This is a genomic window from Agromyces sp. NPDC055661 (genome assembly GCF_053618135.1).
Map to the genome: position 1 here is coordinate 1978855 of NZ_JBSHHC010000001.1, position 12317 is coordinate 1991171.

General features: G+C 73.9%; 10 protein-coding genes. 4 read left to right on the forward strand and 6 right to left on the reverse strand.

Annotated elements, in window-relative coordinates:
* Positions 1–75: 75 nt before the first annotated feature.
* Positions 76–1953 (reverse strand): gamma-glutamyltransferase, encoded by a 1878-nt coding sequence (ggt, locus tag ACWGO8_RS09105; RefSeq protein ID WP_452042749.1) that lies wholly within the window; start codon positions 1951–1953, stop codon positions 76–78.
* 172 nt (positions 1954–2125) lie between these two features.
* Here ggt and ACWGO8_RS09110 point away from each other — a divergent pair, with 172 nt between their 5' ends.
* From ACWGO8_RS09110 to ACWGO8_RS09120, 3 genes are all read left to right on the forward strand, one after another.
* Positions 2126–3421 (forward strand): LolA family protein, encoded by a 1296-nt coding sequence (locus tag ACWGO8_RS09110; protein ID WP_452042750.1) that lies wholly within the window; start codon positions 2126–2128, stop codon positions 3419–3421.
* 11 nt (positions 3422–3432) lie between these two features.
* Positions 3433–4425, forward strand: coding sequence for an ABC transporter ATP-binding protein (locus ACWGO8_RS09115; RefSeq protein ID WP_452042751.1), 993 nt, complete (start codon positions 3433–3435; stop codon positions 4423–4425).
* 184 nt (positions 4426–4609) lie between these two features.
* Positions 4610–5359: an ABC transporter permease gene (locus tag ACWGO8_RS09120; protein ID WP_452043540.1), complete on the forward strand. Its 750-nt coding sequence runs from the start codon at positions 4610–4612 to the stop codon at positions 5357–5359.
* Here ACWGO8_RS09120 and ACWGO8_RS09125 read toward each other — a convergent pair.
* The 5 genes from ACWGO8_RS09125 to cofD form a co-directional block, all read right to left on the reverse strand.
* Entirely contained in the window at positions 5337–5846 is a 510-nt protein-coding gene (locus tag ACWGO8_RS09125) for a hypothetical protein (RefSeq protein ID WP_452042752.1), read from the reverse strand. The two genes, ACWGO8_RS09120 and ACWGO8_RS09125, sit on opposite strands and share 23 nt — an antisense overlap.
* 10 nt (positions 5847–5856) lie before the next feature.
* Positions 5857–6702, reverse strand: coding sequence for an ABC transporter ATP-binding protein (locus ACWGO8_RS09130; protein WP_452042753.1), 846 nt, complete (start codon positions 6700–6702; stop codon positions 5857–5859).
* A gap of 34 nt (positions 6703–6736) precedes the next feature.
* On the reverse strand, positions 6737–7930 hold the full coding sequence (locus ACWGO8_RS09135) for a putative F420-0 ABC transporter permease subunit (RefSeq protein ID WP_452042754.1): 1194 nt from the start codon (positions 7928–7930) through the stop codon (positions 6737–6739).
* Positions 7930–8949 (reverse strand): putative F420-0 ABC transporter substrate-binding protein, encoded by a 1020-nt coding sequence (locus ACWGO8_RS09140; protein ID WP_452042755.1) that lies wholly within the window; start codon positions 8947–8949, stop codon positions 7930–7932. Before ACWGO8_RS09140 ends, ACWGO8_RS09135 begins: the two co-directional genes overlap by 1 nt.
* A 147-nt stretch (positions 8950–9096) precedes the next feature.
* Positions 9097–10107: a 2-phospho-L-lactate transferase gene (cofD, locus tag ACWGO8_RS09145; protein WP_452042756.1), complete on the reverse strand. Its 1011-nt coding sequence runs from the start codon at positions 10105–10107 to the stop codon at positions 9097–9099.
* Positions 10108–10196: 89 nt separating this feature from the next.
* Between cofD and ACWGO8_RS09150 the strand changes: the two genes are divergently transcribed.
* Positions 10197–12281, forward strand: a complete 2085-nt coding sequence (locus tag ACWGO8_RS09150) for an elongation factor G (protein WP_452042757.1) — start codon at positions 10197–10199, stop codon at positions 12279–12281.
* The last annotated feature ends 36 nt before the right edge of the window (positions 12282–12317 follow it).

Below are 12317 nucleotides of genomic sequence, written 5' to 3' on the forward strand. Positions count from 1 at the left end.
GATTCGGGGTGACTCGGGCGTGCATCCACCACGGGGGCGGGGGTGTCCCGGCCCCCGCCCCGGTCTCGGGCGGCGTCAGCCGGCCGGCTTCACCACCAGCCCGGTGCCGCCGCCGCGCCGGACGGGTTCGGCTACAGCCGTCATGAGCCCGCCCTGATCGACCTCGATGGCCGCCGCCGCGCCGATCTCCGCCGCCAACGGACTCGGGTTCGTGCCCTGCACCGGGACGAGCACCTGGCCGTACGATGCGAGGTCGGCGGCGTAGGCCGCGATGAAGGCCGGTTCCGCCGGGGTGGTCGCGGCGTTCCGCTGCGAGGCCCGCGGCGCCGCCACCGCCTCGGGCAGGGTCATGCCGAGATCGAGGCGGTTCAGCAGGATCTGCACGACGGTCGTGATGATCGTCGCGCCGCCCGGCGAGCCGAGCACGTACCGCACCTCGCCGTCGTCGAGCACGATCGTCGGCGACATCGACGAGCGCGGGCGCTTGCCGGGCTCGGGCGTGTTCGGGTCGCCCACGAAGGCGGGCGTGAAGTTGAAGTCGGTCATCTCGTTGTTGAGCAGGAAGCCGCGCCCGGGAACGGTGATGCCCGATCCGCCGGTCTGCTCGATGGTGAGGGTGTAGGCCACCGCGTTGCCCCAGCGGTCCACGACCGAGAGGTGCGTGGTCGAGACGCCCTGACCGTCGGACGCTGCGGCGGCGGCCGCCTCGCAGCCGGTGGCCGCGAGGTCGCCCGGTGCGACGGGCTTCGGGCGCGCCTGCGCCGGGTCGATCAGGCAGGCGCGGGAGTCGGCGAACTCCTGGCTGAGCAGCGTCTCGGTGGGCACGTCGCCGAACGCGGGGTCGCCGACGTAGCGATTGCGGTCGGCGAAGGCATGGGCGGTGGCCTCGAAGTAGAGGTGGAGCGCCTGCGCCTGGTCGTCGGCCGAGAGGTCGAAGTCCTCGAGGATGTTCAAGGACTCTCCCACCGTGGTGCCGCCCGACGACGACGGCGCCATGCCGTAGACGTCGAGGCCGTGGTACTCCACATGGGTGGGTGCCTGCTCGAGCACCTCGTAGGCGGCGATGTCCTCCGCCGTCATCACGCCCGGAGGCGGGTTGATCGTCGCGTCGGATGCGAGCGGTGGCTGTTGCGCGACGTCTGCGATCTCCTCGGCGAGCGGGCCGTCATAGAACACGTCGGTGCCGCGCTGCGCGATGAGCTTCAGCGTCTGCGCCAGGTCGTGGTTCTTGAACGTGGAACCGACCTTCGGCGCATCGCCGCCCGGGAGGAAGAGTGCGGCCGTGTCGGGGAACTGCGAGAACCGGGCGGCGTTGTCGAGGGTCTGCTGCCGGAACGTCTGGTCGACCGTGAAGCCGCGGTTCGCCAGCACGATCGCGGGCTGCAGTGCCTCGCGCAGGGAGTCGGTGCCGAAGCGGTCGAGCGCGGTCTCCCAGGTCGCGAGCGTGCCGGGCACGCCGACCGAGAGGCCGGAGGTGACGGCCCTGGCGAATGCGTAGGGCTGGCCGGTGGATGGGTCGATGAACGCGTTCGCTTCCATGTCGGCGGGCGCCGTCTCGCGTCCGTCGATCGTGGTCACCTCGCCCGACGCCGCGTCGAAGTACACGAAGTACCCGCCGCCGCCGATGCCCGAGCTGTAGGGCTCGGTGACGCCGAGCGCGGCCGCCGTCGCGACCGCGGCATCCGCGGCGTTGCCGCCGGCGCGCAGCACCTGCAGGCCGATGTTGCTGGCCTCGGCGTCGACCGACGAGACCGCGCCGCCATAGCCGGTCGAGGTCGACGGCGCCGCGGGCGCGGGCCGCCCGGTCGAGACCGTGCCCGGTGGAGCGGCGGCCGGCGCGGTCGGCGGTGCGGCGGACGCCGGCGCGCCTGCGGCGAGGATGCCGAGCGAGGTGGCCGCCGCGAGGGCGATGCCCGCGTGGCGAAGTGAACGGCGACGATCGACGGTGACCATGAGCGTACCCCCCGAACTGGTGACACACGACAGTGCCCCTCACCGTAGACCCCGCGCACGTCGTGAGGCAATGGGTTGCCCCGGATGCGTCGTCGACTCGGGCGCGATCGTCGATCCTGAGCGTTCGCCGCCGACCGGGTGCGGATGCCGCGGGAAGGCGTAGCCTGAGGGCATGCGCCCCCGCGACACCGGGGCGTCCCGCAGGTTCGCCCGCTGGATCCCAGCCATCGCCGCGCCGATCGTGGTCGGCGCCGCCGTCGTGCTCGTGCCGTTGCAGGCGAACGCCGCCGTCGATCTCCCCGACCTGACGCCGAAGGAGCTGCTCGAGCTCGCCTCGTCGAGCGACGTCGAGGCGATGTCGGGCACGGTCGAGCAGACGTCCGAGCTGGGGCTCCCCGATCTCTCGGGCCTGACCGGCGGCATGGGCGGTTCCGCCTCGGCCACGCCCGGTGCCGAGGGCTCGGCCGGCGGCGAGGGCGGCGACGCGGCATCCGGTGCCGGCATCGACGAGCTGCTCTCGCTCATCACGGGGGACCACACCGCCAAGGTCTACGTCGACGGATCGCACGCGCGCCTGCAGGTGCTCGACCGCCTCGGCGAGCGCGACGTCTACGTCGCGAAGGGCGAGGGCGTGTGGCTCTGGGACTCGCGCGAGCAGTCGGCCACGCACGTGACGGTCGACCAGGCGGCGCTCGACGCGCTGAAGACCGAGGCCGCGTCGCACGCCGACGAGGCGCGCGCGAAGCTCGAGGCGGAGGTCGGCACGTTGCCGACGCCCGAGGAAGTGCTCGACCAGGCCCTCGCGAGGCTCGACGAGACGACCGACGTCTCGGTCGGCACCGACGGCCGCGTGGCCGGACGCGACGTGTACGAACTGGTGCTCGTTCCGCGCGACGACCCCACGCTCGTCGGCGAGGTGTCGGTCGCGATCGACGCCGACACGGGCGTCGCGCTCGCGGCATCCGTCACCGCAGCGGGCGCCGAGAAGCCCGCCTTCAGCGTGGCCTTCACCGACGTGTCGTTCGCGGCGCCCGATGCCTCGGTGTTCGCATTCACCCCGCCCGACGGTGCGACGGTGACCGAGCACGAGGTGCCGGTGCCGACCGTCGCCGAGGTCGAGCAGTGGAAGGCCGACGCCGAGTCGGGCCCCGGTGCCGAGGCCGAGGGGATGCCGCGGCCGGTCGTGCACGGCTCGGGCTGGTCGACGGTCGTCGAGCTGCCCGCCGGCGCTGCGGGTGCGGCGATGCTCGAGGGCGGCGCGTCCGGTGATGCCGGCGATTCCGGCACCGGAGCAGCAGAGGGCTTCGCCGACGCCTCGACGCTGCTCGACTCGATCACCCAGCGCGTCGAGGGCGGACGCATCATCTCGACGTCGCTCGCGACCGTGCTGATCACCGACGACGGCCGCGTCTTCGCCGGAGCCGTGACCCCCGAGCACCTGCTCGCCGTCGCCTCGAGCGCAGGCTGACGGGCCGACGCGTGGCCGCGCCGACGTCCGAGCTCGCCATCGAGACGCACGGCCTCACCAAGCGCTTCCGCTCGCAGGTGGCCGTCGACGGCATCGACCTGGCGGTGCCGCGCGGCTCGGTGTTCGGCTTCCTGGGGCCGAACGGCTCGGGCAAGACCACCACGATCCGGATGCTGCTCGGCCTCGTCGCGGCGAACGCCGGCGACGCGCGCGTGCTGGGCGCCGCCATGCCCCGCCACGTCGACTCGGTGCTGCCGCGGGTCGGTGCGCTGGTCGAGGGACCGGCGTTCTCGCCGTACCTGTCGGGCGCGGCGAACCTGCGGCGGTTCGACGCGGCCGACCGGCACGCACCGCGGCGCAGCCGCGACCAGCGCGTGGCCGAGGCGCTCGACCGCGTCGGCCTCTCGCACGCCGCGCGCAAGCGGGTGCACGCGTACTCGCTCGGGATGAAGCAGCGCCTCGGCATCGCGAACGCGCTGCTCATGCGGCGCGAGCTGCTCGTGCTCGACGAGCCGACGAACGGACTCGACCCGCAGGGCACGCGCGAGGTGCGCGCGCTCATCCGCTCGTTCGCCGACGACGGCACGACGGTGTTCGTGTCGAGCCACCTCCTCGCCGAGGTCGAGCAGGTCTGCACGCACGTCGGCGTGATGAGCGCGGGCCGGCTCGTCGCGCAGGGCACGCTCGACGACTTCCGCGACGAGGGCGAGGCCCGGGTGCGGGTGCGCACGCCCGACGTGGCGGCGGCCCGCGAGGTCCTGGCCCGGGCGTTGGGCGAGGGGGCGGTCGACGTCTCGGCCGACGCCGAGGTCGGTTCTGGAGCCCCCGCCGAAAGCGATCCCGACGGCGCCGTGACCGCGCGGCTCGGCGGCACTGCGCCCGAGGCGGTCGTCGCCGCGCTCGTGCGCGCCGGCGTGCGGGTGCGCGGCTTCGAGACCGTGCACGCGAGCCTCGAGCAGCGGTTCGTGGAGCTCACGGGGGAGGGGTTCGACGTTGTCCAGTGAGGCGGAGGCGGGGGCCGGCGCATCCGCCGAGCGGGTCGAGGAGCGCGTCGCCGCGGCATCCGCTCGACCGGCTCTGGACACCGCGGTCGACGACGCCGTGCCCGCCCGACCCTCGGGCGGCGGCACGTTCTGGCTGCTCGGCTCCGAGCTGCTCACGCTCTTCCGTCGGCTGCGAACCTGGGCGATGCTCGCGGCGCTCGCGGCCATCCCGGTGCTCATCGGCGTGGCGCTCATCATCGCCGGCCCGGCGCCGAACGGTCGCGGCCCGGCGTTCCTCAGCGAGATCACGAACAACGGGCTGTTCGTCGGCATGACCTCGCTCATCGTGGCGATCCCCCTGTTCCTGCCGCTCACGATCGGCGTCGTCTCGGGCGACACGATCGCCGGCGAGGCGAGCCACGGCACCCTGCGGTACCTGCTCATCGCGCCGGCCGGACGCGTGCGGCTGCTGCTCGTGAAGTACCTCGCCGCCGCCGCGTTCTGCGCGGCCGCGACGCTGACCGTGGTCGTGGTCGGGACGCTCGTCGGCTGGCTGCTGTTCCCGATCGGGCCCGTGACGCTGCTCTCGGGCGCGACGGTGACCGTCGGCGAGTCCCTGGTGCGCTTCCTCGCGATCGCCGCCTACGTCACGGTCTCGCTGCTCGGCATGTCCGCGATCGGGCTCTTCCTCTCCTCGCTCACGACCGTGCCCGTCGGCGCCATGGCGGCCACGGCGATCCTCGCGGTGGTGTCGCAGATCCTCGACGTGCTGCCGCAGCTGGAGTGGCTGCATCCGTGGCTGTTCACGCACTACTGGCTGGGCTTCGCCGACCTGCTCCGCGAGCCCATGGTGTGGGATTCGTTCGTCGACAACGCCCTGCTCCAGGCGGGCTACCTCGTCGTGTTCGGGGCGCTCGCCGTCGGGCGGTTCCTCACGAAGGACGTGCTGTCGTAGCCTCCCGGCGCTCGCCGAAGCTCGGCGGCAGCTTGCAGTAGTCGTAGAAGTACCGCATCGGCCGGGACTCGTCGGTGTCGTCGACGATGACGTTCGCGCCCGAGTGCGGAAGTTCCTCGCCGACGAGCGTCCAGACCGAGAAGTGCCAGATGCCGCGCACCGAGTCGTTGAGCAGCCGCATGCCGTCGACGACGAGCACGGTGTCGGCGCCCTCGGCGCCCTCGAGCGTGCCCGCCCGGAACGGCTCGATCGTCTCGCGCCGCAGCGTCGGCTCATCGACCTCGCCCAGCGACCGGCGCACCACGACCTGCCCGCGGGCCGACAGCACGCCGGCCAGGTCGTCGGCGAAGCGTGCCGCCGGCCCCGTCGTCGCTCCCTCGACCGCGACGAGCCGTCGGCCCGCCCACGAGTTGTGGAGGAACTCGTCGGCGATCCAGTCGAGCAGCAGCTGCCGGTCGGTCACCTCGTTCATGGCGTCGGTGTCCATGCGGTCAAGGCTACGCCCGAGCGGATGCCCCGTGCCGGTCGGGTGCGACGGACGCACGCTCGGCGACCTCCGAGTACGCGATGAGCGGGCGGCCGGTCGCCGGGTGCTCGAGCACGGTCGCCTCCACGCCCCAGACCTCGCGGATGAGGGCGGGCGTGAGCACCGCGCCCGGGGCGCCCGCCGCGCGCACGCGCCCCTCGGCCAGCACGACGACGTGGTCGGCGTAGCCCGCCGCGAGCGAGAGGTCGTGCAGGGCCGCGAGCACCGTGAGCCCGTCGCGTGCCAGCGAGCGCAGCAGCCCGAGCGTGGTGAGCTGCGCGTGCACGTCGAGGTGGTTCGTCGGCTCGTCGAGCAGCAGCAGCTCGGGTTCCTGCGCGATTGCGCGGGCCAGGTTCACGCGCTGCCGCTCGCCGCCTGAGAGCGTGGCGTAGTCGCGGTCGGCCAGTCCCACGAGTCCGAGGTCGTCGAGGGTCCGGCGCACGACGAGCCGGTCCCGGTCGTCAGGGCCGGCGAACGCGCCGAGGTAGGGGGTGCGGCCGAGCGCGACGACCTCCGCGACCCGGAGGCCCGGGGCATCCTGCACCTCCTGCTCGGCGAGGGCGACCAGCCGGGCACGGTCGCGACGCCGCAGCGCGGCGAGGTCGCGGTCGCCGAGGCGCGCTGCGCCGGCATCCGCGTGGTCGACGCCGGCGATGAGGTGCAGGAGCGTGCTCTTGCCTGCCCCGTTGGGGCCGAGCAGCGCGCCGACCGACCCGCCCGGCACGGTGCAGTCGACGTCGTCGATGATGAGCCGGCGTCCGCGCGTGAAGCGCACGCGGTCGGCGTGCAGCTCGCGGTGGTCCGCCGGATCGGTCATGCCGGCCTCCGGTCGCGACGGATCCTGCGGGGCATCATGCCAGCCTCCGGTTGCGGAGCATGAGCACGGCGAAGACCGGCCCGCCGATGAGGGCGGTGAGGATGCCGACCGGCAGCTCGCGCGGATCGAAGAGCGTGCGCGCCCCCGTGTCGGCCCAGACGAGGAAGATCGCGCCGGCGAGCGCCGAGAGCGGGAGCAGCGCGCGATGCCGCGAGCCCACGAGGAACCGCACGGCGTGCGGGAGGATCAGCCCGACGAAGCCGATCGCCCCGCTCACCGCGACGAGCGCTCCCGTGAGCAGTGCGGTGCCGCCGAGCAGCAGGGCCCGGCTGCGGCCGACGTGCACGCCGAGGGCGGCCGCCGCCGTATCGCCGAACGCGAACGCGTCGAGCGTGCGGGCACTCGCGATGAGCGGGAGGCCGACGAGGAGCATCGCGCCGCCGGCGATCGCCACCGAGGTCCAGTCGGTGCCGGCGAGCGAGCCGAGCAGCCAATTGAGGATCTCGCGGTAGCTGTCGCCCGTTGCGCTCCAGAAGATGACCAGGCTCGTGACGGCGCCGAAGACGGCCGACACGGCGAGGCCCGCGAGCACGGTGCGCGTCGGGGTCAGGGAGCCGCCGCTGCCGGCCCGGCCGCCCGCTCCTGCGCCCCAGCCCGCTCCCGCCAGCGCGAGGGTCGCGACGAGCGCGACGAGGGCGCCCCCGAAGGCCGCGAGCGGCAGGACGAGCCCGATGCCGAGCACGATGACGAGCACCGCGCCCACCGACGCGCCCGACGAGAGGCCGAGCAGGTACGGGTCGGCGAGCGGGTTGCGCGTCAGGGCCTGCATGACCGCGCCGCAGAGGGCGAGGCCCGCGCCGACCGCCGCGGCCGTGAGCACCCGCGGCATCCGCAGCTGCCACACGATGCCGTCGCGCAGCGGCGACAGCGTCGGCTCGCCGATGCCGAGGTGCGCGAACACGCTCGCCCAGACGTCGGCGGGGCTGAGCCCGGCCGGCCCGATGGTGACGGCGACGACGACGGATGCCGCGAGCAGCACGCCGAGCGCCGCCGCCCACGCGCCCGTGCGGAGTCCGGTGCGGGTGCGGCGCGCGCCGCCCTCGCCTCCCGGACGATGGAACGAGGCCGAGGGCCGGGCGGGCCATGCGGCCGACCCGGATTCCGTGGGGGGAGCGGTCTCCGGGACGCGGAGCGCGTCCGCGGCCCGACCCTCGGCGGTCCGTGGCATCAGTAGCCCAGCTCTCCGAGCTGCTCGACGAGCGACGCGACCGCGCCGACGTTGCGCACGCCGGCCTCGGTCGACGGGAAGTCCACGACGAGGTACTTCCGCTGCTGCACGGCGGGCAGCGCGGCCGTGGCCGCGTTCGCCTCGAGCTTCGCGATCTTCGACGCGGCAGTGTTCCAGGGGGCGTCCACGAGCACGATCACGTCGGGGTTCGCGGCGACGATCGCCTCCCAGCCCATCGACGTCCAGGAGTCGTGCACCTCGGCGGCCACGTTGGTGAGGCCCGCGGCATCCATGATCATCTGCGGCGCGCCGATGCCCGCGCCGACGTACGGGATGTCGTCGCCCGAGCTGTACCAGAGCGCACGGAGGCCGTCGTCGCTCGGCGTGATCGCCGCGAGCGCGGCGCGCTGCTGCGCGATGAGGTCGGCCGCTGCGGTCGCGACGCCGAAGATCGAGCCCGCCTCCTCGAAGTCCGCGAAGACCTCGTCGAACGTGAGCGGATCGGGCATGTATCCCGCCTCCTTGCACGCCGAGGGTGCGACGTAGGTCGCGACGCCGAGCTGGTCGAGCGTGGCGCGGTCGCCCGCGCCCTCGGCCGAGAGGTTCGACTCCCAGCCCGCGAAGACCAGGTCGGGCTCGGCGGCGAGCGTCACCTCCTGCGACGGCACCTTGTCGGAGAGCACCTCGAGGCCGGATGCCGCGGCGGCGTACTCGTCGGGCACGGGCCCGTCGCTGAACGCGGTGCCGACGATGCGGTCCTGCAGGCCGAGGGCGAGCAGCAGCTCGAGCGTCGACGACTTGATCGCGACGATGCGCTCGGGCTCGTGGTCGAACGTCACGACCGTGCCGCAGTTGTCGAGCGTCATCGGGTACGCGTCGATGTCGGGTGCTTCGTAGGTGTTCGACGGACCGTACGTGCAGCCGGTGAGGGCGAGCGCGGCCACCGCGACGGCGGCGACGGCGCCGACACGGGCTCGACGGTCGAGGCGGCGAGTGGTGTGGGAACGGCGTGCGGGCATGGACTCTCCGGGACGGCAGGCAAGCGTGATTCCGACGAGGTCGGCGACTCGCGGCCCAATCCCGGGCTGCACGCATCGGTCAGATCCAGACCGAGGGGTCGTCGCCATCCTAGTGCGGCGGATGGCGGGCGGCATCGCCCGTCGACCCTAAGCTTCGCGGATCCGCGCGGCCAGGTCGAATGCGGCGCCGGCGAGGGCGGCCGAGGTGTCGAGGTCGCGCATCCAGAGGGGCACGGATGCCGCGACGAGCCCGGTGCCGGCGAGCGCGTCGACCGCGGCGGCATCCGACTCGTCGACGAGCCAGCCGTCGAGCAGGCCGCCCTCACTGCGCGCGCCGTAGTGGCGGCCGACCGCCTCGGCCGTGGTGGCGACGCCGATCGCGGGCAGGCAGGCGTCGGCCATGCCGCGCACGACCTTGCCGCCGATGATCGGCGAGACGCCGACGACGGGCGCGTGCGTCTCGGCGATGGCCTCGCGGATGCCCGGGATCGAGACGATCGTGCCGATCGACACGACCGGGTTCGACGGCGCGACGAGCACGACGTCGGCACCGAGGATCGCCTCGACCACGCCATGGGCCGGCCGCGCGACGTCGAGGTTCCGCTGGCGGAACGCGATGGCGGGCAGGCTCGCGCGGTACCGCGTCCACCACTCCTGGAAGTGCAGCTCGCGCTCGCCGTCGATCTCGTCGGGGTCGGCCACGAGCACGTGCGTGTCGACCTCGGCGTCGGTCGCCGGCAGCAGGTGCACGCCCAGCGGCCAGCGCAGCTGCAGGCGCTCGGTCACCTCGGACACCGTGCGTCCCTCGCGCAGCCACGCGGTGCGGGCCAGGTGCGTGCCGAGGTCGAGGTCGCCGAGCGTGAACCACGGCCAGCCGACACCCCACTCACGCAGCTCGGCGGCGACGCGCTCGGTCTCCCCCGCGCGGCCCCAGCCGCGCTCGGCGTCGTTGACGCCCGCGAGCGCGTAGAGCAGCGAGTCGAAGTCGGGCATGAGCCGAACGCCGGCGAGCCACAGGTCGTCGCCGGTGTTCACGACGACGTCGACGGCGGCGTCGCTCCCGCCGCTCGCGTCGGGCCACCGGCGTCGGACCTCCTCGCGCACGCCGCGCACGTAGCGCGCGCCTCCGACCCCGCCCGCGAGCACCGTGATCCGCACGGATCCAGCCTAGGTGGGCCGACCACTGGAAATCCCGAGCCGACGGGTACACGATGGACGGACAGATCCGCACCGGCGCGGGAGGCCCCATGAACTCTGCATCGTCCCCGACCCACCGGACCATCGCCCTCGTGGGCGGGGCAGGCTCGGGAAAGACCACACTGGCGGAAGCCCTGCTGTTCCGGGCGGGCGCCATCGGCAGAGCAGGCTCGGTGGAGCAGGGGAACACCGTCTGCGACCACGAGCCCGAGGAGATCGCGCGAGGCACGACCCTCGGGCTCTCGCTTGCGCACTTCGACTGGACCGGCCCAGACGGCACCTCGCACGCGGTCACGCTCGCCGACACCCCGGGGCATCCCGACTTCGTCGGCGGCGTCGACACGGCGCTCGCGGTGGCGGATGTCGCGCTCATCGTCGTGAGCGCGGTCGACGGCGTCACGGCGGGCACGAGGTTCGCCTGGTCGGCGGCCGAGGCCGCGGGCGTGCCGCGCATCGTGGTCGTGACGCAGGAGGACAAGGCGCGGGCGGACTTCCGCCGCGTGCTCGGCGAGCTGCACGCGGCGTTCGGCGACCGGCTCTGGGCGCTCGAGCTGCCGCTCGGCGAGGAGCAGGCGTTCCGCGCGATCGCCGACGTGCTGAGCGAGCACGCCCTCGTCTACGACGACTCGGGCCGCCATCACGACGAGCCGATGCCGCCCGAGGCGGAGGCCGAGGAGCACCGGATGCACCTCGAGGTGACCGAGGAGATCGTCTCGCACGACGACGAGCAGCTCGAGGCGTACCTCGACGGCAAGGAGCCACCGGTCGAGGACCTCGAGCGGACGCTCGCCACGGAGGTCGCGAGCGGCGAGGCGGTGCCCGTGGTCGTGGCATCCGGCGTCACCGGCACCGGCGTCGACCGGCTCGCCGACCTGCTCTGCGCGCTCTCGCCGTCGGCGCTCGACCACGACGGCCGCATCATGATCGGCGGCTCGACGGCCGGCGACGACGCCGCCGCGGACGCGGGCACCGAGCACCGGGTGGCGACGAGCGCGGGCGGCGAGACGCTCGTGCACGTGTTCCGCACGGTCGCCGACCCGTTCGTCGGGCAGATCTCGATGCTCAAGGTCCTGTCGGGCGTGCTGCGCACGGGCGACAAGCTCCACAACGCCACGACCGGCGCCGACGAGCGCATCCACGGGCTGTTCCGGCTGCGGGGCGCCGAGCACCTGCCCGTCGGCGAGCTCCGCGCCGGCGAAGTCGGTGCGGTCGCCAAGCTCACGGGCTCGCCGTCGGGCTCGCTGCTCTGGGCGCGCTCGAGCGGCACCGCGCGTCCGGCGAAGCTGCCGCTGCGTGCCCCGGTGTTCGCGGTGAGCCTCACGCCCAACTCGCAGTCCGACGACGAGAAGCTGTCGACGGCGCTCGGCCGGCTGCTCGCCGAGGACCCGACCCTCGTGGTCGACCGCGCCGGCGGCCAGACGATCCTGCGCGGGCTCGGCGACACGCACGTCGCGGTCGCGGTCGAGCGCCTGGCCCGCATCTTCGGCGTGAACGTCACCACCGGCCCCGCTCCGGTCGCCTATCGCGAGACGATCGCCGGATCGGCGGACGCCGAGGGCAAGCTCAAGAAGCAGTCGGGCGGGCACGGCCAGTTCGCGGTCGTCCAGCTCCGGGTCTCCCCGCTGCCTCCGGGCGACGGCTTCGAGTTCGTCGACAAGGTCGTCGGCGGCTCGGTGCCCCGCGCGTACATCCCGGCGGTGGAGAAGGGCGCCCGCGACGCCCTCGCGCAGGGCGGGCCGCAGGGGCATCCGGTCGTCGACGTCAGGGTCGAGCTCTACGACGGCAAGTCGCACTCGGTCGACTCGTCGGAGATGGCGTTCCGCACCGCTGCCGCGATGGGCGTGAAGGCGGCGCTCGCCGAAGCGGGCACGGTCGTGCTCGAGCCGGTGTCGCTCGTGACGGTCACGGTGCCGTCCGACCTGCAGGGCACGGTGCTCACCGACCTCTCCGGACGGCGCGGCCGCGTCAGCGCGACCGAGTCCGCCGAGGACGGACGCGCCCGCGTCGTGGCCACCGTGCCCGAGGCCGAGCTCGCCCGCTACGTGCTCGACCTTCGCTCGATGACGGGCGGCCAGGCCGAGCTCACCATCACCCCCGACCGCTACGCGAAGGCGCCGAGCACCGCGAAGGCCTGACGAGCGCGAGCGGATGCCCCGGCGGCGCGCCAGCGC

What these genes read in the sequence shown, in the direction of transcription:
- ggt (WP_452042749.1), bottom strand. Translation starts at nt 1,953, where the DNA reads ATGGTCACCGTCGATCGTCGCCGTTCACTTCGCCACGCGGGCATCGCC.
- ACWGO8_RS09110 (WP_452042750.1), top strand. Translation starts at nt 2,126, where the DNA reads ATGCGCCCCCGCGACACCGGGGCGTCCCGCAGGTTCGCCCGCTGGATC.
- ACWGO8_RS09120 (WP_452043540.1), top strand. Translation starts at nt 4,610, where the DNA reads ATGCTCGCGGCGCTCGCGGCCATCCCGGTGCTCATCGGCGTGGCGCTC.
- ACWGO8_RS09125 (WP_452042752.1), bottom strand. Translation starts at nt 5,846, where the DNA reads ATGGACACCGACGCCATGAACGAGGTGACCGACCGGCAGCTGCTGCTC.
- ACWGO8_RS09130 (WP_452042753.1), bottom strand. Translation starts at nt 6,702, where the DNA reads ATGACCGATCCGGCGGACCACCGCGAGCTGCACGCCGACCGCGTGCGC.
- ACWGO8_RS09135 (WP_452042754.1), bottom strand. Translation starts at nt 7,930, where the DNA reads ATGCCACGGACCGCCGAGGGTCGGGCCGCGGACGCGCTCCGCGTCCCG.
- ACWGO8_RS09140 (WP_452042755.1), bottom strand. Translation starts at nt 8,949, where the DNA reads ATGCCCGCACGCCGTTCCCACACCACTCGCCGCCTCGACCGTCGAGCC.
- ACWGO8_RS09150 (WP_452042757.1), top strand. Translation starts at nt 10,197, where the DNA reads ATGAACTCTGCATCGTCCCCGACCCACCGGACCATCGCCCTCGTGGGC.